Origin of the sequence: Nocardia anaemiae NBRC 100462 (genome assembly GCF_001612725.1) — a bacterium.
Classification (GTDB): Bacteria; Actinomycetota; Actinomycetes; order Mycobacteriales; family Mycobacteriaceae; genus Nocardia; species Nocardia anaemiae.
The window spans coordinates 82,431-102,445 of record NZ_BDAZ01000006.1; the positions used below are offsets into that span (position 1 = coordinate 82,431).

Consider the following 20,015-nt stretch of genomic DNA (forward strand, 5'->3'; position numbering starts at 1 on the left):
TAGGAGACCATCCATGCTGCTGTCCAGTTTTCGCCGCGCATTCGCCATTCCGGCGACCTGCGTCCTTGCCGTGACGGGCATGTACCTGGCCACCGGCTGGGGCAGCCAGCCCGGCACCGACAGCACAGCGGACAACCATGCTTCGCCGCGACGGTCGGACTTCGCCTTCACCAGCTACGAGACGACCGTTGCCGCCGACCAGGCCGGACATCAATGGGCACCCGCCACTTCCGCCGCGATCACCCCCGGGACACAGACCTATACCCACGGCGCGGCGCCATGCACGGCGAACTACGTCTTCGTCGATGACACCGGCCACGTGTACATCGGCCAGGCTGCCCACTGCGCCACCGCTGGACAGGTCATCGATACCAATGGCTGCACCGCCGGTAGCCTGCCGCTGGGAACCCCCGTGAGTTTCAAGCCCAACGGGTCACCGATGTTCGGGGCGAGGACCGCCACCGGTCAGCTCGCGTACAGCAGTTGGCTGACCATGCAGGAAACACGCGAGCAGGACCGCAATACCTGCGCCTACAACGACTTCGCGCTGGTGCGGCTCGCGCCGGAGGACGCCGTTCAAGTCAATCCGAGCCTGCCGCACTGGGGCGGACCGGTCGGCATCAACTCCAGCGGAACGAATGCCGGGGACCACCTCTACAGCTATTGGAACTCCATTCTGCGTGGCGGGATCGCCAGCCTGTCCCCTCAGGTCGCGGAAAGCAAGATCGATGATGTCGCTGCCGGTGGCTGGACCCACGCATTTCTCGCGCCCATCCCCGGCATTCCGGGCGACAGCGGCAGCGCCTTCCTCGACCACGACGGCTATGCGCTCGGCACGCTGTCAACGCTCACCATTTCGCTTCCCATCGTCAACAACATCGGTGACATCAGCCGCGAACTGGCCTACGCCCGAGCACATTCCGGTATCTCGGGGCTGCGCCTGGTTCTCGGCACCGAACCGTTCACGCCCAACCGTTGAGCGGATCCGCTTCGTCCTACTCGCGACAACGATCGCTGGTTCTCTGTGACGTCCGTCGCTCCGACCGGTTCCGCAACTGGAACTTTCACGATTTCACGGGATTTCGAATCGATCAGGAGAAACCGATTGCGAAGGGTAGCCAGGCGATCCACGACTCCAGCCCGGAGACACTTATGCGGGCGGGTACATTTCCGCCCACGCGAATGCGGTGAGGTTGCCGTCGCGCATTGGCAGGCGCCATTCCCTTGGCGGCGGATTTGGAGATATGGAGCCTACCGTCGCTCTCTGTCAACTTCTCGGGGAGTAAACTCCGGTTTGCTCGTTAGTGCCTATTCGGTGAACGCGACGGAGTGAATCTATGAACATTTCCGAAGGCGCGATACACATGATCACCTGGACGGCCGACGCGACAGCGGCTGCGGCCGGGGCGGTGGGCGGCGCCGCCGTCAACGGCGTGATGGGCGGCGTACAGGGCGCCGCGGTCGGTGTGAAGAACGGGCTGAGCAGAGGCAGCCACTCGACACCGGCAGCCGCCCTGACCTTGGCGGCGATCGGCGCCACTGGTTTGGTGGACTGGCCGGTGCTGCTGGGCGTGGGAGGCGCCGCCCTGGTGGTCCGGCAGCTCGGTCGCCAGCCCGGCAGGTACTCGGAGCCCGATGCTGCCGGTCGTGCCGGTCAGCTCGAGCCGCCGCCGGACGGCGGTCCAACGCCCGGCCGAGGCGACGAAGACGTTGTCCCCACGCCCCAGAGCGCGGCGCGGTCGCGGCGCTCGCCGAGCAAGCGTTAGCTGGCGACGGTGGACCTCAGCCGACTGGTACGGACCTCCGTCGCATTGCCTCTGCGCGCTCTCGGCGCGGGTGTGCGGTCCACTGTGGTCGTCACTGCCGCTGGCGTGGAACTCGCGACCTCGCCGGTGCGCACGATGGCCTCCGACCGCGTGGTCGGTGCGATCACCGAAGCCGCGACGGAACTGCTCGGCGGTAAGCCCTCCCGGCGCCGTTGGTGCGGCGACAACCGCTGCTGGATCGAAGTACACGGCCTCTCCGAGCGCGAGCCGGACGACGATGTCGGCTCCGCGGTCCTCGCCGCACTGCGCGCGCATCGTGGTGTGCGCTCGGCGACCCTCAACTACCCGCTGTCGCGCGTCATCGTCGAGGTGGACGAAACGACAACCGTCGACGAGCTGTGCGACGTGGTGACCGCGGCCGAGAACCGACACCCCGATTCCGGACACCCGCCGGTAGACCTGCCCGCCGACGGCATCGTGCTGGCATGCAGCATGGTCGCGGCGGCGATGAACACCGCTGGCATCGGCGTCGCGCTGGCCGGCCGGGTGGTCGGTCTGCGGCGATTGCCAACAAGTCTCAATGCCATTGTCGCGCTGGTCGATTACCAGCCACGGCTGCGTCGCGCCGTGGAACAGCGCCTCGGCACCAACGCCGCCGATACCGCGATCGCGCTTGCCACGGCGGCCATATACACGCTCACCCAATTACCGGCGTCGCTGGGCGTCGATTTGTTCATCCACCTGTCGAAGGCCGCCGAGACCCGCGCCGCCGCCACCATCTGGCAACGCCGCGAACCCGGGTTCGCGCCGCATGCGACGTGTATCGACCGTGTCCGGCCCGGTGACCGGCCGATGCCGCTGCCGCCGGGACCGGTCGAGCGCCATGGGGACCGCAGCGGACTGGTGCAGGCGGCTGCCGCACCGGCGATCGGTCTTATCACCGCCGACCTCGCCGCGGCCGCCACCGCCGTCACGGTCGGGGCGCCCAAAGCAACCCGCACCAGCCGGGAATCGTTCGCCGCGACACTCGCCCGCGGGCTGGCCGAACGACATGGCGTGCTGCCCTTGCGGCCTCGCGTGTTCCGGCGCCTGGACCGGGTCGATGCCGTGGTCTTCGACCCTCGGGCACTGTGCTGCGACGAACTGCGGGTTGCGCGCATCCGCGACGTGCCCGAGCACGAGCGTACGGCGGTATGGCAGTGGGCACAGGACCAATTGGACTGCGGCGCATGGCAACCCGGATGGCAGCCGGTGGCACGGGCGGTGACCGGCAGCGGTAGCGCGGTGCTGGTGCGGTACGCGCATCACCCGCTCGCTTCGGCGGTGCTCGGCGAAGTGCGCCGCAGCGGTGCCGAGGCGGTGTCGGTCGACGTCGATACGCTCGACGATCTGCGCCCGTCGTTCGACGACCTCGATCCGGTGCACGACTCCGTCGACGAAGCGCTCACCAGCGCGGTGCACCGGTTGCAGCGGGAAGGCCGCACGGTCGCGGTGGTGTCGCGTTCCGCGGCACAGGCACTGGCCGACGCCGATGTCGCGATCGGCGTCACCGCGGGCGGGCCACCGCCGTGGCACGCCGACGTGCTCGTCGACGACCTGGACAGCGTATGGCGGATCGTGCACGCGTTGCCCGCAGCCCGCCAAGCCAGTGAACGCGGCGTCGAAATCGCCACCGGCGCTTCTCTTTTGGGTGCACTGCTGATGATTCCCGGAGTGCGGAGCCGAGGCTTGGCTCCGGTCACCGCCGGGGCCGCCGCAGGCGCATGGACGGGCTACCGGCTCGCCAGCCGAGCGCTGAGGGTGCCACCACCGCCCGCCGCGAGCGTGCACGAGTGGCACGCCATGTCTGTCGACCAGGTGCGTCGTGTGCTGCCGCCGCCGCAATCCGACCGAGCACGCAAGCTGTCGCGGCTGGCATCGACTGCCCGACCCGCACGCTCGGTCATCGATCCGGTACGCCGGGCGGTGTCGGATTTCGCCGTCGCGATGCGCGACGAGCTGTCCGACCCGCTGATCCCGGTACTGGCGGTGGGATCGGCGGCCAGCGCGGTGCTCGGCTCGCCCGTCGACGCGATCCTGGTCGGGTCGGTGCTCGCTGGGAACGCGGTCCTGGCCGCGACCCAGCGGATCCGGGCCGAACGGCTACTGCGACACCTGCTGGCCGCGCAGGACCCTCCGGCCCGCAAGGTGGTCGGCGCCGATCGCTATACGACGGTCCATGCCGTCGACTTGCGCCCCGGCGACGTCATCGAGGTGCGGCCCGGTGAAGTGGTGCCCGCCGACGCGCGGCTCATCCAAGCCCTCGACATGGAAGTCGACGAGTCGTCATTGACCGGGGAGTCGCTGCCGGTGGCCAAGCAGGTCGAGGCCACACCGGCAGCGCCCGTCGCCGAGCGGGCCTGCATGCTGTTCGCCACCACGACAGTGGTCGCGGGAACCGCGGTCGCGATCGTCACCGCCGTCGGTCAGCAGACGCAGGCGGGTGGCGCCGCAGCGGCCCCGCACACGGACGGCTCGGCCGCGGGCCTGCAGACCCAGCTCAAAGATCTGACGAACAAGGCGTGGCCGTTCAGCCTCGTCGGCGGCGGTTTGGTCACCGCGCTCGGACTGTTGCGGCGCACCGGTCTGCGGCAGGCCGTCAGCAGCGGTGTGGCCGTGAGCGTGGCCGCCGTTCCGGAAGGGCTGCCGCTGGTCGCGACACTGGCTCAACAAGCATCGGCGCGGCGACTCACCCGTGCGGGCGCGCTGGTGCGCAGTCCGCGCTCGGTCGAGGCGCTCGGCCGTGTCGATGTGGTGTGCTTCGACAAGACCGGGACGCTCAGCGAGAACCGGCTGCGTGTGACCAGGGTGCATGCGGCGAGCGGATGGTCCGACGACGATGTGCTCGTCCACGCCGTCCGGGCTACGCCACTGGTCAACGGCGAGCCGCACGAACACGCGACCGACCGCGCGGTGGCCGAGGCCGCGCAACACCTGGACCGCGGCGGGTCGACGGCGTATTTGCCGTTCCGGTCGGGTCGCCCGTTCTCGGCATCCGTGTGCGGCGAACAGTTGTCGGTGAAAGGGGCACCGGAGGTGGTGCTCGCGGCATGCGCGGACGCCGATGACGAGGTACAGCGGCAGGTACGCAAGATGGCCGCCGAAGGGCTGCGGGTAATTGCCGTTGCCACCCGGCAGCTTTCGGCATCGCGGGCACAATCGGTACGTGACGAGGCCGACTTCTTCGCCGAATTGTCCAGCGGTGGACTGCGGTTCGTCGGATTGCTCGGCCTATCGGACACACCACGCGCGGACGCGACCGAGGTACTGGCCGAGTTGGCCGACCGCGGCATCGGGGTGCGACTGATCACCGGTGACCACCCCATAACGGCCACCGCGATCGCCGCCGAAGTTGGCATGCCCCTCGACGACGATCAGGTGATCGACGGGCCGGAATGGGAGTCGCTGTCTCGGCGCGAACAGGAGCAGGCGGTGCAGAGCCGACGGGTGTTCGCCCGGATGTCACCCGAGCACAAGGTGCAGATCGTCGAGACAATCCAGCGGCTGGGTCACGTGTGCGCGATGGTCGGTGACGGCTCCAACGACGCGGCGGCAATCCGCACCGCGACCGTCGGCATCGGCGTCGTAGCGCGTGGCAGCGAACCCGCCCGCGGCGCGGCGGACGTCATGCTGCTGGACGGACGGATCCGTTCGCTGTTGGACGCCATCGATGAGGGCCGCCAACTGTGGCGGCGGGTGCAGGCGGCGGTAGCCGTGCTGCTCGGGGGCAATGCGGGCGAGGTGGCTTTCGCGATCGCTGGTACTGCACTCACCGGCCGGACGCCGCTGAATACTCGCCAATTGCTGCTGGTCAATATCCTCACCGATGCGCTGCCAGCCGCCGCCCTCGCGGTCAGCCCGCCGAGTGCCGCGCTGCGATATTCCGGCCGGGGGCCCGACCGGGCCGCGTTGTGGCGGACGGTGGCGGTGCGCGGTGCGACGACCGCCTCCGCCGCGATGAGCGCATGGGTGTTGGCCAGATTGACCGGACGACGGCGGCGCGCGTCGACGGTCGCGCTGGTGGCGTTGGTCGCGACACAATTGGGACAGACGCTCATCGACTCGCACAGCCCGCTGGTGGTAGGCACCGCGGTCGGCTCACTGTTGGCGCTCGGCGCGCTGATCAGCACGCCGGGAGTTAGCCAAGTGCTCGGCAGCACGCCGCTCGGTCCGGTCGGCTGGTTCCAGGCATTGTCGACCGCCGCCGTCGCGACCGCCGTCGCAGCCGTAGCTCCGCGTCTGTTCACCTCGGGCGGTCGGCCACGCGTTGATCAGTCGACGATCTCGATGACGCCCAAGCGCCACAGCACCGCATACAACTCGCGCAACGGCACGGTCAGCACCTGCGTCAACGCGCCTGTCAACGGCTCCGAGCCGACACCTGCAGCAGTTCTCATCACACCATCCACCGTGCGGAACCCAGGCGTCGCATTCGCGAAGACAACATGACCGGGAGGCAACAAATGGCCGAAAATTCGCCGACAAGCCACGGAAACGCCGTGGATCGGGTGCTTGCGGCGCAGGGTTTCGCGGTGGACCTGCCGGTGATCGGCCGAGTCCGCCTCCCTCGGCCCGAGCACCTGGCCTACTACGGTGCGCTCAGCGCGCTGGCCGCGGCCGAGATCATCGAATGGCCCGTCGCGGTTGCCCTCGCGGCCGGTCATTGGCTGGTGCAGGATCAGCACAACCGCGTCGCCCACGAAATCGGCGAAGCCCTCGAAGACGCTTAGATCAGCCAGCGTGCGCGGTGATCGGTCGGATCGTGCATCGGTGATGCGTGGTTCAGGTTTTCGCGCGCACTTCGACGCAGCATTCGCCGTCGCGTGGGGCGAGTACCGCGTGCACCCTGTCGGTGCCCAGACCGGTGAGCATGCCCGAGCAGAAGCCATGGTTGAGACCGCACACCAAGTCGGGGGCGGTGGTTGCCAGCGGGTGGAACGGGCAGTTGCGCAGTCGCACACAGTTCGCGGCTTCGCGGCTGGGTTCGAAGCCGGTGCCCGGCGAGCATGCCTGCATCATGCTGCTGGCGCGCTCGGCATCGGGGGAAGCTAGCCCGTGTCACGCCCCGTGATCCTCCTCAACAGTCAGTCGCTGAGGTGGTATGTCGCGAAGATGCCTTTGTGGTCGCTGCCCCACCGTGCTGGCGTGGCGAGGAAATTGTCCTGGCTTGGTTCCTGCAGTCGGGTACCGCGCACGATGGACCCGCGGGGGCCGATGATGCCGACGGCAGACAGCCGCAGCGCGGCGCCATGAGCGAAGATGTAGTCGACGCGGTCGCGTTCGTCGGCCTCAGGTGCCCAGGCGAGCTCGGAGACATCCACATCGACGTTGTCCGAGGGCCAGGTCAGCCCGGGATGGGTGACCGGGTCCGGATACATCGATCGATAGGCGTCGATAAAACCGGCTTCTCGTAGACGTCGAGTGGTCTCCCATGCCAGCACCACGCCGTTGTGGTCGAACAACTTCGCCGTGGCGGGAGTCCAATCCAGTAGGGACGGCTCGTTCAGGTCGCCACCCATGATGACCGAAGACCCGTCGGCGATCTCGGCTTTCGCGTCGGCGAGAAAGTCGCTGATGACCTCGGGGCGACCCGAGGCCGCGTTGATGCGCTGGATCGCGGCGGGGTCGGTCACTGGGCCGTGCGGCAGCATGTTCCATTCGTGCTCGGCGAATTCCCCCGGCGCCGGAACCCCGGGCCCGTACCCTCGGGGCAGGTTGCAGGCATACCAGCGATACTCCAGATGCGCGGAGTAGGCGGTGAGGCGCTTTCCGTCGATGTTCAACCGCGCCTTGACCATCCATCGCAGATCGGCGCTGTCCTCGACCGGAAACACCGACAGAATTCCGGTGTCGTGCGAGGGGACGGCGTTGAACTCGTGCCCCCGCCGCGCCAGTTCGGCCGCGACGGTTGTGGTCGCTTCGGTTGCCTCCGAGAGCAGCACGATCGAGGCCTGTGTCGAGATAATGAGATCGGTGATCAGCTGAGTACCATTGGAGACTTTGCTGCCGCTGTGCCACGTATTCAGTGCAAGCACCCTGATCTCGCGTGTAGCGGATGCGGCGGAGGAAATCTCCGAACGAGCCTCCAGCGCCCCGCTCGCCCTCGCCGCCCCCAAGTCATCGTCGCTTCGCCTCATCAACCCATCATGGCCTCCATCTACAGGCCAACGATTGCGAGCGGTGTTTCGACGCCGTGGTCGGCGGTCGACAGTGCCGCCTGTCGCGCTATCGGGGACAGCGTGATCTTCACCCCACTGAAGCCGAAATGATTTGGCGTATAGATAATTTCACTGAAAACCCGCTTTCGGTTCAGCATCGGGGTCGTGCGGATCTTGCGCGGCCAGCTCCTGCCACACCACGTCCGCGGCGCGGAACACCTGACAGTCGGAGTGCACGTGCAGCGTCGACCCAAGATTGGCCCCTAGGGCTTCGAAGGCGCACGCCTTGTACTCGACTTCGGTGAATTCCCCTGGCACGAAAAAGATCCCGGTGCGGGTGTCGGTGTCCACCGCGATCAGATACCGCAGGTACGCGCCGGTAACCGGCTCGAGGTTCTGCCCCGCCGCGATCCGCGGCGCCAGCACCCGCCTGCAGGTTGCGTACCGCTCGGTGAACACGTACTCCTGCGCGCCGGGCAAATCGAAGTGATAGGTGCGCTTGCCGGGGCCATCGACGCGGTCGTGGTGGTCGGTCAGGACCCATCCGTTGCCCGACCCCAGCTCCGTAGCGGTCCAACGCGCGTCGCGACTGCGGTATATCGCCGCGGCAAGCCACAACACAAGTGCGCAATGGTGCGGGAATGCCCCCTCGGCAAGTATGCGTCGGCGCGCACGTCCCAGCGCGCCGAACAACAATGCAGCACCGGCGAATCCAGTTCTGGCATCAGGGTCCATGACGAGAACTCGGGCATGGTCGCGGGCCAGGATCCACTGCTCGGCGTCGGACGGTTCGGTGACCGCGCAGGCCTCGGCGGCGACGAGCGCGGCGACCGCCTCACCCAACGGTGCGGCGGGCGCGCCGGAGAGAATCTCGTCGATGTCGGCGGGCACCTGCCGTATCCCCCACACCAGCGCGGCCCAGTAGATCTGGCGCTGGGCGAGGATATCTCCGCTGGTGAGCTCACCGGCCAGGCTCCACATGAGCGCGGTGGTCTCGGCCGGAGAGTGTGCGGCGGACGGGTCGTAGAAGACGGCGACAGCCTGCTCACGCAGCTGCCCGACCAGGTCGCGGCGGGCGGCGAAAGCGGCGGTGACGGATTCAGTCATGAGGAGACGGCGGCCTCTTCCTGCTCGCATCGGAATCAGTTGTGTAGCTGCGTTTTTCGTGTTCGACTGAGTCAGCCGGGTCTGACTACAGGATGAAGTGTCAGAGCAGCCGGGGTTCACATCAATCCAGGCGGCCATCGTGATGGGCTCGCCGAATCCCGAGCAGCCGAGTCTCGCGGCACCGCCCGGCCACCGATAAGTACCGCCCACTGCGCCGCACCCCCTGTCGCAATTGCCTCTCCCCCAACGCATTCCGTATAGAATTTACCCTGATGCATCCTCGCCGACGCGAGGAGACGTGCCTGCGCCAGGTGATTGCGGCAACCGCTCTATCCAGCGCCGGTGCCAGACTGGCCGACACCGGCCGCATCACCCTCGCGAGGCTGGGCCTACTGTCCTCGTAAATAACACCACAGCAATTGCGGCGGAGTGGTAGTCAGCGCCGGATGGACTCTGGCACAAAGCTTTTGGGCCCTGCGCTGACATAGTCGCTACGCCCGTCTGACAGCAGATCACTGTCTCACCATCGGCGTCCGCCCCGGCCATCCGCGCGGTCACGCTGGACTCCAGCACGATCTTCGCTACCGCGTTGGTCCGCATGTATGGAACTCGCAAGAATGCATGGCGTGCCATTCGTAACCCTGGATGCCTGCCCGTCGGCTGGGTGTTGGACCGGCTGAGAGCGACGTGGACCAGTACTTCAACGACTTCGGTCTGGACTCGGTTGACCCGCTACGCCATTCGCGCCCGCCTCATCGAACCGTGATCCTTCCACCGCGGCACCGGTATCAGGCGCAGCACCGCTGGTGTCGGGCATGCGAGCGGGTTTGTTGCTACGCCAGGCCATGATCGGTTCCACGACGCGCGCGGCGATGGGCCCCAGCACCGCCATCAGCAGCACGTAGGTCGTTGCCATCGCGGCGAACTCGGCCGGGACCGCGCCCGCGGTAACCGCCAACCCGGCAATGACGATGGAGAACTCACCGTGCGCGACCAGCGCCGTCCCCGCCCGCGCCCGCCCATAGCGCGACGCCCCGGCACGTTTGGCCGCCCACCAACCGGTGGCCACCTTCGTCGCTGTCGTCACCACCGCCAGCAGACACGCCCACCCCAGCACGGGGGGAATACTGGCCGGGTCGGTGCTCAACCCGAACAGCACGAAGAACAACGCCGCGAACAGATCCCGCAACGGCTCGAGCAGCTTGGTGGCATTGTGCGCGGTCGAGTCCGAGATCGCGATACCGAGCAGGAACGCCCCCACCGCCGCCGACACCTGCACCGCCGAGGCCACACCAGCCACCAGCAACGCCGACCCCAGCAGCTTCAACAGGAGGATCTCCCGATCCGCACTGTCGACGACCATCGACACATATTTGCCGTATCGCAGTGCCACCACGAGGACGACGGTGACCGCCGCCAACGCGATCCCCAACGTCTTCAATCCGGCCACGAACCCGACACCGGCCAGCACCGCGGTCAACACCGGCAGATACCCGGCCATGACCAGATCCTCGAACACCAGAATCGACAGAATCGTCGGCGTCTCCCGGTTGCCCAGCCTGCCGAGATCGTTCAATACCTTCGCCACAATGCCCGAGGAGGAGATATAGGTCACTCCGGCCATCGCGACCGCCCCGGTGAAACCCCAGCCCAAAGCGAGTGCGACCAGCACCCCTGGAGTCGCGTTGAGGACTATGTCCAGCACACCCGCCGCCCAGGACCTGCGCATACCGGTCACCAACTCACTGGCGCTGTATTCCAGCCCGAGCAGCAGCAACAGCAACACCACACCGATCTCGCTGGCCAAATGGATGAACTCGTCCACCTGGTCCAACTCGACCAACCCGCCGGTGCCGAAAACCAACCCGCCGATCAGATACAACGGGATCGGCGACAACCCGATCCGCGCCGCGACCCGCCCCAACAAACCCAACCCGAAAAGCACCGCGCCCAGCTGAATCAACGCGAGCGCGGTCTCGTGAGCCACCATCGCCTCAGCCGTCCGTGAGCACTCTGGTGGCAGCCGCTAGACCGTCGGCGGTGCCGACAACAACCAGCACATCACCGGCCGTGAACACGAAGTCCGGCCCGGGCGAGGCGAACGCATGCCCTGCCCGCATCACCGCAACAATGGATGTCTTCGTGCGGGTACGCATCTGGGTCTCACCCAACAGCCGCCCGTCATACACCGATCCGCTGCGCACGGTCATCTGCTTGGTCGTGACCCCGTCCAGGTCGCGGTGCTCTTCCTCCAACTGCGCCACCAACTGCGGGGCACCAAGCAGGTTGGCCAGCAAGGCCGCCTCCCGCGGCGACAACGAGATCTGATCGGTCACATCCGGGTTGTCCGGTTTGCTGACGATCAAATCGATCGTGCCGTCCCGATGGTCGATCACCCCCACCCGCCGACGAGATCCCCTCAAGGGGAAGTCCTTGCGTACACCGATACCCGGCAAAGGCGTCACCTCAACATTCACCCGACCACCATAACCGGACAAAACGGGCAGGCACTCGGTGTCGGTGACCTCTTCGCGAGCTGGGATGCGGGCTGGTGCTCGGCTCGATGGCCGATGATCGGTTTACCGAACACCACGGCGGAGGCGCGAGAGGCTGGCACCCGGCCGGGTGGTGCGGGTCCCGGTCAGGCGGGACATGGTGTACATGATGACGAGGAGACCAGGCAGATCAGAGTGGGTCGAGGATGGGCCGGAGGTGACACCTTCTTAAGCACTCCGAAAATTCTGTATCCGTCATTATGGGATTCCGGCAGCCGCCGCGATGGTAAGACCGAAAGCGTTCTCGTGCCCGCACTGCCAATGCTTGGGAGGCGCCCCGGTCATGGCCTGGTCCGCTTTCCCGCCGAGAAATTCACATGGACCACCGAAGGTAGTGAACGCAAGCGGTACAGCACATTCATGATCCGAATCCCCGCCCCGCCAGCGCCCGGACCACCCGCTCTCGATGGCTCTGTCGCAACCACAGACGCTCACGAAATACAGGAGACCTGCTCGGAGGATCGCGAACGAAACCGCCACCCTGGTGATGATCTGGCCACCTGCGTAGTCGACAACCCTTTGGAAGGAGATGCTCATGTCCGACCCGTTGACCGCATTGACCGAGGCTGGGGTGTCGATCTGGCTCGACGACCTCAGCCGAGAGCGGCTGACCGACGGCGGCCTGGCTCGCCTGGTCGGTGACCAGCATGTGACCGGGGTGACGACCAATCCGGCCATCTTCGCCAAGGCCATCACCGGCAGCGACACCTACACCGACCAGATACGACGCTTGGCGCTGCGCCGTGTCGATCTCGACACGGCGTTACGGGAGCTGACCACCTATGACGTGCGCTGGGCGTGTGATGTGTTGCGCCCGGTCTACGACGCCACCGACGGGGTCGACGGGCGGGTGTCGATCGAGGTCGACCCACGGCTGGCACACGACACCGAACGCACCGTCGCCGAAGCCCACGCACTGTGGTGGCTGGTGGACCGGCCCAACCTGTTCGTCAAGATCCCCGCCGCCAAGCAAGGACTACCGGCGATCACCGCGTGCCTAGCCGAGGGCATCGACATCAACATCACCTTGATGTTCTCGCTGCACCGCTACCGGCAAGTGATCGAGGCATTCCTGGACGGGCTCGAACTCGCCCAAGCGAACGGCCATGACATCGCGCGAGTCCATTCGGTGGCATCGTTTTTCGTGTCCCGCGTGGACATCGAGGTCGACCAGCGGCTCGACAAGCTCGGCACCCATCAGGCCGCGGCCCTGCGCGGCGCCGCGGCGATCGCCAACGCGCGGCTGGCGTATCAGCTCTACGAGCAATACCTCGACAGCGAACGCTGGCGGGCGCTGGCACGCTCGGGCGCACGCCCGCAACGCCCCTTGTGGGCATCGACCGGGGTGAAGGATCCCCGATACGACGACACCCGCTACGTCACCGACCTCGTCGCGCCCGGCGTGGTCAACACCATGCCCGAAGCCACCCTGCGCGCGGTCGCTGACCACGGCCACATCCCCCGCGACAGCATCCACGGCACCTACCCGCGGTCCCGGCAGGTGCTCGACGAGCTCGCCGCGCTCGGCATCGACTACGACGACATCGTCACCACCCTGGAAGGCGACGGGGTCGCCAAGTTCGACGCCAGCTGGGACCACCTCGCCACTGAGCTGTCGCCCCTTCTGACCGCGTCGCTACGTTGATCGCCACGCCCGCACTCGGTAAGGCAATGATCACCGGCGCCGCGCGGGCCGGGCGGAAACCGCACAAGCATGCGCGAACGCCCCTTCGCCGAGGTCGCTTCCGCGACGACCCCACCATCAACGCCCTGATCGAGCCCCGCTCACCTGACCGACCTGGCGGACCACTCGGTACGAACCCAACAGCCGCGACACCCGCACCGACACCGATATGGAGTGCGATCCGATGCCCGAGCACCTCAGCGTCGAACCCGTGATCGACCACGAATACCGCGTCCGCATCGACGACCACGGCGACACCATAGAGTCCCAATTCGTCGTCGACGCCGACGTCCTCGCAGAACTCGGCTTCGACCCCGCCGACGAACAACGTATCGTCGAACACACCGCGCGATTCCTCGCCGACCACCAACCCGTCATCGACTTCCCTACCCTTGTTTACCTCGACGAAGTCGCCGCCGCCTACCGCGACTACCCCGACGACCTACGCCGCAGACTCGGCATCTACTAAGAATCCTGCCTACCCCGACTTCTGCGAACTCGAACTCTGCACGCCACCGGACCCGCTGCACCGTCGATTCGACACAGGAGCCGCTGATGGTGACATTGGACCGGTTGGCGAACGTACTCGGCGGCTACGGGATCCGCCTGCGGTTGTGTTCGGTTCCCCGTTCTACCCCATTGCGCACCGTAGTGATCCACGGCGCCGATGAGGACCCCACGGAAATCGGTGACGTGCTATTGGGTATCGGGGCACGCTCGGTGTCGGAGCTGCTGGACTGGGCGGCGTCGGCGCGGGCTGTCGTCGCACTCATCCGTGGGGGCGAGGAGACCGCGGAGGAGCCGGAGATCGAGGGTGTTGCGGTAATGGTGGTCGACCCTGAGGTGGCCTGGAGCGAGGTGGCCGCAGTGGTCTACGGGTTGGTGCTGGAAGGACGCGAGACCGAGGCCGGTCGCGGCCCGACCGACCTGTTCGCATTGGCCGACAGTCTGGCCGACGCGGTCGGGGGTGCTGTGACGATCGAGGACCGCCGGTCTCGGGTGCTGGCGTATTCGAGGCCCCAGCAGCACCTCGACCCCGCACGGGTCGAGACAATCCTCGGCCGGGAGATGCCTCAGTGGTTGCGGGATGTGTTCGATGCCCGCGGTGTCTTCGCACATTTGGCGGTCTCGGATGAACCGTTGTTCGTTCCTGCGCAGGAAGAACCCGGTGTGACGGGACGGATGGTGGTGGCCATACGGGTGGGTCGGCAACTGCTGGGCTCGGTGTGGGTATCGTGCCCGGCACCGCTACAGGGAACTCAACGCGTGGCCTTGGCCGACGGCGCGCGCACGGTGGCCCTGCATCTGTTGCGGTCGAGGGCCAGCGCGGATCTCGAACGTCAGGTGGAATCCGAACAGGTCATCGGCTTGTTGGAGGGCGCCGCGGACGCGGCGACGGTGGCCAGCAGGCTCGGGTTGGCGCTGCAGAGTTTGCGGGCGATCGCGCTGCGCGCACGGATCGCTGACGAGCCGCACGCCGCGCTGCTCCAGGTATTCGAGCGGGCGACAACCGGATTCGGCTGGTCCCGGTCGAGCCGCAGCGCCCTGGTCGGGGACACCATTTACACCGTGCTGCCAGCCGATCAGGCGGCGACGGCACGTCGCTGGATAACCGAGCTACAGGCGGCATTACCGGCCCAGATGACGGTTTTGGCTGGGATCAGCGGTGTAGCCCAGGCCACGGAATTGTCGTTGGCGCGCCGAGAGGCCGACGAATGCCTAGCTCTGCACGAGACCCGCTCAGCGAATGCAGCGCCGCCCGCCTATGACGAGTCGTGGGACGAGATCCTGCTGCAACGTTTGCGCATCGCAGGGCTCTCCGGACGCATCCCGGCACGCGGCCCGGTGTCGGCGTTGCGAAGCCACGACCGCGCGAACTCTACTCATTATGTGGCGACGCTGCGTGCCTGGTTACAGGCCCAAGGCGACCCCGTCGAGGCAGCCGCACAGCTGGGCGTGCACGAGAACACCATCCGCAACCGGCTGCGCAAGATGGCAGAAGTGACCAACCTCGGCTTGGACGACCCCCGTAAACGACTGGCAATGATGATCGAACTCACCGTCACCGACGACGACTGATTGTGCTGTGCCATCGCCACAAATCTCCACGCCTCGATTGTCGGATCAGCGCAACCAATCGCCTCTACAGCCCGCCAGTATGGAGTCGACAAACGCCGCAGGTGGCAGGAGCGAAATGGTGAGGATCGATAGGCCTGATCACCGACCATAGCCCGCCAGCGCTCCCAAAAACACAGCCAGCCACGGACCTGACGCGCCGCGCGAACCCAATCCGATTCGGCACGAGCGCCGCGATACCCGTAGGTCCCGGCGACTCGGACCCGGCCCGACATCAGGGCTTGCGCGTTGTCAGGGGCGGCACCGCCGCCTTGGCCCGCCCCTGACGACACTCTCCACCCCCGGCCTCAAAGGAAGGACACAAAGCATGACCAGCAGCGCAGGCATCTGGATGACATCACAAGCCCATGATCGGCTTCAGACCGAATTGCAGGAACTGCTCGCGCAACGCCATATCGAAATGCCCGATGAGGACAGTGCCGATTACGCACGTAGCCAGGCTCTGCATTCCGCGCGCCAGGAGCGTATCCGCAGGATCCATCATCTGCTCAGCAACGCACTCATCGGCCAGAACCCGCCCGACGACGGAATCGCTGAGCCCGGCATGGTCTTGACCGTCCGCTACGACGACACCGAACAGGTCGAGACCTTCCTGCTCGCAGCACGGGAAGCCGAAGACCATGAGATGGAGGTCTACTCCACGCAATCTCCACTGGGCAGCGCCATCACCGGCGCGCGACCCGGCGAACGCCGTATCTATCACACACCCAGCGGCGCGATCATGGCAGTGACGCTGCTAGACGCGGTCCCCTACGCGCTGACGGCCCCCGGAAAAGCACGAGGACAGTCCAGCCGGGATCTGCCCGTTCGTGCCCGGCCGGTAACTAGCTGAACGGAGTTGAACGGAATGAAGAACATGCGGGTATGCGAGGTTATGCAACGGCCGATCATCGCGGTGCGGCACAACAACACGGCGCGGGAGGCGGCGCTGATGCTCGCCGAACTGGGCTACGCGGCAATTCCGGTTCTCGACCAGGACGATCGCCTCATCGGAGTAATCACCAGCGGTGACCTCCTTCGGGCAGGTGAACTCGACGACCCGGTCAGTGCGGTAATGACCACTCCGGCGGTCTCGGTCGCCGACAATGCGGCATTGGCCGAGGCCCTGAGCAGGCTGGTAACGCGTGGACTGCGTAGTCTGCCGGTCGTCGACACCGACGGCTTCGTGATCGGCATGTTCAGCCGCGGCGACGCGTTGCGACTCATGCTCACCCCCGACGACGCACTCGCCGCCGACGCACAGAACCTCCTCGATCAATACACCGGAGCACGGCGCTGGCATGTCACCGCCGATGAGGGCCACGCCACCATCTCCGGCCGGTTCGCCGACGAATCCGAACGTCGAATCGCCATCGCCCTCACCTGGACAGTGCCCGGTATCCGCACCGTGACCATCGCGCGCATACCAGCCGCTGTGGGCGCAGCGGGATACTAACCCGCAACCGCAACAGTCGACGTAAGCGGCGCGACGACCACAGCCCGGCTCGACCACACCGTCGACCGTGCGCACATGTCAGCCCCAGGTCCGCTGTCGAAAACCGCAGGGACGCGAGTGGAGAAATCGGACAAGTGGCGCCCCGCAGTTGTCGCGGACGGACAAGCGCGGCCGTTCCATGTAAACGATCCTGGCCTTGTCAGCGAATATTCGAATGGCGTGGAGGTGGTCATACAGGGATCGCTACTAGGGCGACCAATCCCTCCTCACTGGACCGCATCGCAAGCCCAACCCAGGAGATCAGAATGGCCCACGCGCACATCGCCTCCGGCGACCGCTTGATCGACCACCTGCGAGCGACGCTCAACCAGCAACGCCGCTTCCGCCTGCAGCAGCTGCTCGAACTCGACGCAGAACTCGACGCCACCGTAGCCCCTGCCAACACGGCCGCCACGGCCAGGCGTGAGGTCACCGTCAAATTGGCCGACGCAGCACGACAAGCATTGGCCGACATCGACGAAACCCTCACGCTCATCACCACAGGACGTTACGGCCGCTGCCGCCGCTGTCACGCCGAGATACCGATCCACCTATTGCAGACCATTCCCACTTCACAATGGTGCCTGGACTGCCAGCAGCATCGCCCACCCGACAGGCCTCGCCCGATGCGTCGCACAGTCTTCCGCACACCACGACCGGACGTGTCGGCGGAACGTGAAATCCTCGCGTGCCGTTGACGTGACCGCCGACCCCCCATCGGACCTTCTCCGCAGCATTCAGGGATAACGTCCGCGGCAAGGCCGGTGGCACCTCTACCTGGGCACCCGGCCAAGCCAAGGCCGACCACCACCCTCACTTCCGTGGTGTCTGGGGCGTCAGCCGTTCAGCATCGGCTGAGTACCAGCTTCCCATTCCCTCGCCCGGGTACTCGCCGCCGATGCATCACCGCGAGTAACGCCAGGGCAGCGTGTGTCCGAAGTCGGTGGACGATCACGTGGATGCCGTTCGTCATCGCCGGTATGGCACTGGCCCGCCTCGACCTTGCAGCCGCTGCCGTGGTGCAGGCGCGCGTGGCCGCACTCGGCGCCGCCCTCACCGTGCTCGGATATGGTCTTTCCGGCTGCTGGGCGGGCCGGACGCGCTGCAAAGACGGCGGAATCCGGGCCGCCCCCCATGGGCAGCGGAGCGATGCCGCCCCCGGCCGCGAGGTTTTCGCCACCCCAGGGGCCAGCCTCGTCGCTGCTGATGGCCGGACCGCACAGCGGCACAACCTTCGACATCGTCGGCAGCGTCGGATTCGCAATCCTGGTGATCGTGGGCGCGACAGCGGCGATGGAGCACCTGCCGCGGCTGCACCGCCTGGCGACGCCGGTCATCGCCGTGGGCACCATGTCCCTGACCGCCTACGTCGGCCACTTCGTCATCATGTCCGCGCGGACCCTGATGCCCGACGGGTCCGGCGGCCCGTCCCAGACCTCCTGGACGCCACTGCATTGATCGCTGAGCGGCGGTCGAACGCTCTCACCTCGGCGCGAAGGCCGATGTCCGAGATCAGCGTGTCGAATCCACCGGAATCACGCAATCGCCTGCGGCACTGGGCCAGAGGGCCCGATAGTCGTTTGAGTGCATCGTGCTGTCTCTATCTATGGACCCCTGCGACGGGAGAAGTGCTGTGACAAGTCTCGACAATGACCAGATCAGCCATCGCGACACGGTTACCGACAAGCCGGAACCACCCGGCGAACGACTCACCCACCTTCTGAATGGGCCGCACGGCCTCGGCACCGAACTCGCCGCACGCTTCTCGACGGTGCCCCGGGTCGAGCCCGAACCGGCGGCACCGCCCGCGTTCGGCGCGATGTCGGCCCCCACACTGCCCAGCGCTGGCTTACGGCACCTTCGCGACACTGGAATTCCCCTGGGCGAGAGCGCGTTTCGGATACCGTTGCGGAACGCGACGGCCGAGATCGAGCCCTACCGAGAACTTGCCTGGGGTGATGGTTCCGCGGCGCCACTGTACTGCCCGCCCGCCAACCGGATCGACGACAATCTCGCCGACCGGATCGACGACCGCCTCACCACGTGGGCGGAGTCGATCGGGTTCACCGACGAGGAGCTCGAAAAGCTGCGCCGGACCGGCTACGGACGGCTGGTCATGCTGACCCACACCGACTCCGACGACCCCGACCGACTCCTGGTCCCGGCCCAGATGAACACCGCATGGTGGATGGCCGACGACTACTACGCCGACGATTCGGCGCTCGGCGCGGACCCGACCCGGCTGCCGCAACGACTCACCTTGGCGATGGCGGCCTTGGATCCGTTGCCCGACGCGGGCGAGTTCACCACTCCGCTGGAGGAGGTGCTGCGGGAAGACAAGGTGCTGCGAGCTTTCGGTTCCGCGATCGCGAATCTGCGCGCCCACGCCACCCCAGGGCAGGTGCAGCGCGCCTGCTACGCGACATTCACGATGTTCGTGTCCTGGACCGCCTACGCCGCGTGGCGACACACCGGCGAATCACCTTCCGCCTGGGAATATCTCGCTGCCCGCCAGCACGACACCTTCTACACCTCGATGACCCTGATCGACCCCGTCGCCGGGTACGAGCTGCCCGCGAACCTCTTCTACGACGATCGGGTCCGGCAGGCCGTGTTCCGCGCGGGCACCGCCGCCGTCCTGGTCAACGACCTGTTCTCGATCAAGAAGGATGCCGCCGACGAAGTGCCCGTCAGCAATATGGTGCTGCAGATCGCCGCCGATCGTGGGTGCTCGCTGGCCGAAGCGACCGAGGTCACCGTCGACCTGCACAACCGGATGGTGCACCAGTTCGAAGCCGACCATCGCGCCCTGCGCGCCATCCCCTCCCCGGAGCTCCAGCTGTTCATGCGCGGCGTTCGCGATTGGATGGGCGGCTCGTTCGAATGGCACAACACGAACCCGCGCTACCGCTAGGTGGGCCATGCCCTGGCGGTATCCTCCTGACATCGCCCGGGCGGCACATATCGACCAACCCACCGAGTCCGCCATCGCCTCACTTCGGTGGTCCTGGGCAATGGTTCCGGACGCGCCGAGCGGACCGGTGGGACTGGTCTTCCACCAGGGATTGGCCGAACTGTCACCGGCTACTCGAGACT

Annotated in this window: 17 protein-coding genes and 1 pseudogene; 12 read left to right on the forward strand and 6 right to left on the reverse strand. The window is 66.7% G+C overall.

Annotated features, from left to right (window positions below; genetic code table 11):
- The first annotated feature begins 13 nt into the window (after positions 1–13).
- From NA5_RS05375 to NA5_RS05385, 3 genes and pseudogenes are all read left to right on the forward strand, one after another.
- Entirely contained in the window at positions 14–979 is a 966-nt protein-coding gene (locus tag NA5_RS05375; RefSeq protein ID WP_245672105.1) for a hypothetical protein, read from the forward strand.
- 358 nt (positions 980–1,337) lie between these two features.
- Positions 1,338–1,766, forward strand: coding sequence for a hypothetical protein (locus NA5_RS40145; protein ID WP_062982532.1), 429 nt, complete (start codon positions 1,338–1,340; stop codon positions 1,764–1,766).
- Between the two features lie 9 nt (positions 1,767–1,775).
- A pseudogene (locus tag NA5_RS05385) lies at positions 1,776–6,053 on the forward strand (cation-translocating P-type ATPase); the annotation flags it as partial.
- 23 nt (positions 6,054–6,076) lie between these two features.
- Here the strand turns inward: NA5_RS05385 and NA5_RS43450 are convergent.
- Positions 6,077–6,202, reverse strand: a complete 126-nt coding sequence (locus NA5_RS43450; RefSeq protein WP_443093734.1) for an Rv1535 domain-containing protein — start codon at positions 6,200–6,202, stop codon at positions 6,077–6,079.
- 66 nt (positions 6,203–6,268) lie between these two features.
- Here NA5_RS43450 and NA5_RS05390 point away from each other — a divergent pair, with 66 nt between their 5' ends.
- Positions 6,269–6,535 carry a hypothetical protein gene (locus NA5_RS05390; protein ID WP_062982537.1) on the forward strand — a complete coding sequence of 89 codons (267 nt, stop codon included), beginning with the start codon at positions 6,269–6,271 and terminating at the stop codon, positions 6,533–6,535.
- A gap of 52 nt (positions 6,536–6,587) precedes the next feature.
- Here the strand turns inward: NA5_RS05390 and NA5_RS05395 are convergent, their stop codons facing one another.
- From NA5_RS05395 to NA5_RS05415, 5 genes are all read right to left on the reverse strand, one after another.
- Complete coding sequence (locus NA5_RS05395) at positions 6,588–6,824, reverse strand: helix-turn-helix domain-containing protein (RefSeq protein WP_062982540.1); 237 nt, start codon at positions 6,822–6,824, stop codon at positions 6,588–6,590.
- A 65-nt stretch (positions 6,825–6,889) separates the two neighbouring features.
- Positions 6,890–7,942, reverse strand: a complete 1,053-nt coding sequence (locus NA5_RS05400; RefSeq protein WP_157110240.1) for an endonuclease/exonuclease/phosphatase family protein — start codon at positions 7,940–7,942, stop codon at positions 6,890–6,892.
- A 150-nt stretch (positions 7,943–8,092) separates the two neighbouring features.
- Positions 8,093–9,070, reverse strand: coding sequence for a hypothetical protein (locus tag NA5_RS05405; RefSeq protein ID WP_062982541.1), 978 nt, complete (start codon positions 9,068–9,070; stop codon positions 8,093–8,095).
- Positions 9,071–9,770: 700 nt separating this feature from the next.
- Positions 9,771–11,060 carry a cation:proton antiporter gene (locus NA5_RS05410; protein ID WP_084483904.1) on the reverse strand — a complete coding sequence of 430 codons (1,290 nt, stop codon included), beginning with the start codon at positions 11,058–11,060 and terminating at the stop codon, positions 9,771–9,773.
- Positions 11,061–11,064: 4 nt separating this feature from the next.
- Complete coding sequence (locus tag NA5_RS05415; protein WP_084483905.1) at positions 11,065–11,547, reverse strand: cation:proton antiporter regulatory subunit; 483 nt, start codon at positions 11,545–11,547, stop codon at positions 11,065–11,067.
- A gap of 607 nt (positions 11,548–12,154) precedes the next feature.
- On the opposite strand from NA5_RS05415, the gene tal reads away from it, so the two are divergent.
- The 8 genes from tal to NA5_RS05460 all read left to right on the forward strand — a co-directional run bounded on the left by tal (position 12,155) and on the right by NA5_RS05460 (position 19,833).
- The gene (gene tal / locus NA5_RS05425) at positions 12,155–13,270 is read left to right on the forward strand and encodes a transaldolase (RefSeq protein ID WP_218020055.1); all 1,116 of its coding nucleotides are present in this window, start codon (positions 12,155–12,157) and stop codon (positions 13,268–13,270) included.
- 223 nt (positions 13,271–13,493) lie between these two features.
- The gene (locus tag NA5_RS05430; protein WP_063813212.1) at positions 13,494–13,778 is read left to right on the forward strand and encodes a hypothetical protein; all 285 of its coding nucleotides are present in this window, start codon (positions 13,494–13,496) and stop codon (positions 13,776–13,778) included.
- An 86-nt stretch (positions 13,779–13,864) separates the two neighbouring features.
- A complete protein-coding gene (locus tag NA5_RS05435; protein ID WP_062982550.1) occupies positions 13,865–15,388 on the forward strand; it encodes a PucR family transcriptional regulator in 1,524 nt (507 codons plus the stop codon).
- Positions 15,389–15,752: 364 nt separating this feature from the next.
- Positions 15,753–16,277: a GreA/GreB family elongation factor gene (locus tag NA5_RS05440; protein WP_063813210.1), complete on the forward strand. Its 525-nt coding sequence runs from the start codon at positions 15,753–15,755 to the stop codon at positions 16,275–16,277.
- A 15-nt stretch (positions 16,278–16,292) separates the two neighbouring features.
- Positions 16,293–16,880, forward strand: a complete 588-nt coding sequence (locus NA5_RS05445; protein ID WP_062982585.1) for a CBS domain-containing protein — start codon at positions 16,293–16,295, stop codon at positions 16,878–16,880.
- Positions 16,881–17,185: 305 nt separating this feature from the next.
- The gene (locus NA5_RS05450; RefSeq protein WP_062982552.1) at positions 17,186–17,617 is read left to right on the forward strand and encodes a TraR/DksA family transcriptional regulator; all 432 of its coding nucleotides are present in this window, start codon (positions 17,186–17,188) and stop codon (positions 17,615–17,617) included.
- Between the two features lie 508 nt (positions 17,618–18,125).
- The gene (locus NA5_RS40150; RefSeq protein ID WP_062982554.1) at positions 18,126–18,377 is read left to right on the forward strand and encodes a DUF418 domain-containing protein; all 252 of its coding nucleotides are present in this window, start codon (positions 18,126–18,128) and stop codon (positions 18,375–18,377) included.
- Positions 18,378–18,552: 175 nt separating this feature from the next.
- On the forward strand, positions 18,553–19,833 hold the full coding sequence (locus tag NA5_RS05460; RefSeq protein WP_218020056.1) for a family 2 encapsulin nanocompartment cargo protein terpene cyclase: 1,281 nt from the start codon (positions 18,553–18,555) through the stop codon (positions 19,831–19,833).
- Positions 19,834–20,015 lie beyond the last annotated feature (182 nt).

What these genes read in the sequence shown, in the direction of transcription:
- NA5_RS05445 (WP_062982585.1), top strand. Translation starts at nt 16,293, where the DNA reads ATGAAGAACATGCGGGTATGCGAGGTTATGCAACGGCCGATCATCGCG.
- NA5_RS05430 (WP_063813212.1), top strand. Translation starts at nt 13,494, where the DNA reads ATGCCCGAGCACCTCAGCGTCGAACCCGTGATCGACCACGAATACCGC.
- NA5_RS05435 (WP_062982550.1), top strand. Translation starts at nt 13,865, where the DNA reads ATGGTGACATTGGACCGGTTGGCGAACGTACTCGGCGGCTACGGGATC.
- NA5_RS05375 (WP_245672105.1), top strand. Translation starts at nt 14, where the DNA reads ATGCTGCTGTCCAGTTTTCGCCGCGCATTCGCCATTCCGGCGACCTGC.
- NA5_RS43450 (WP_443093734.1), bottom strand. Translation starts at nt 6,202, where the DNA reads ATGAGAACTGCTGCAGGTGTCGGCTCGGAGCCGTTGACAGGCGCGTTG.
- NA5_RS05390 (WP_062982537.1), top strand. Translation starts at nt 6,269, where the DNA reads ATGGCCGAAAATTCGCCGACAAGCCACGGAAACGCCGTGGATCGGGTG.
- tal (WP_218020055.1), top strand. Translation starts at nt 12,155, where the DNA reads ATGCTCATGTCCGACCCGTTGACCGCATTGACCGAGGCTGGGGTGTCG.
- NA5_RS40145 (WP_062982532.1), top strand. Translation starts at nt 1,338, where the DNA reads ATGAACATTTCCGAAGGCGCGATACACATGATCACCTGGACGGCCGAC.
- NA5_RS05395 (WP_062982540.1), bottom strand. Translation starts at nt 6,824, where the DNA reads ATGATGCAGGCATGCTCGCCGGGCACCGGCTTCGAACCCAGCCGCGAA.
- NA5_RS05450 (WP_062982552.1), top strand. Translation starts at nt 17,186, where the DNA reads ATGGCCCACGCGCACATCGCCTCCGGCGACCGCTTGATCGACCACCTG.
- NA5_RS40150 (WP_062982554.1), top strand. Translation starts at nt 18,126, where the DNA reads ATGGCCGGACCGCACAGCGGCACAACCTTCGACATCGTCGGCAGCGTC.
- NA5_RS05440 (WP_063813210.1), top strand. Translation starts at nt 15,753, where the DNA reads ATGACCAGCAGCGCAGGCATCTGGATGACATCACAAGCCCATGATCGG.
- NA5_RS05405 (WP_062982541.1), bottom strand. Translation starts at nt 9,070, where the DNA reads ATGACTGAATCCGTCACCGCCGCTTTCGCCGCCCGCCGCGACCTGGTC.
- NA5_RS05410 (WP_084483904.1), bottom strand. Translation starts at nt 11,060, where the DNA reads ATGGTGGCTCACGAGACCGCGCTCGCGTTGATTCAGCTGGGCGCGGTG.
- NA5_RS05400 (WP_157110240.1), bottom strand. Translation starts at nt 7,942, where the DNA reads ATGAGGCGAAGCGACGATGACTTGGGGGCGGCGAGGGCGAGCGGGGCG.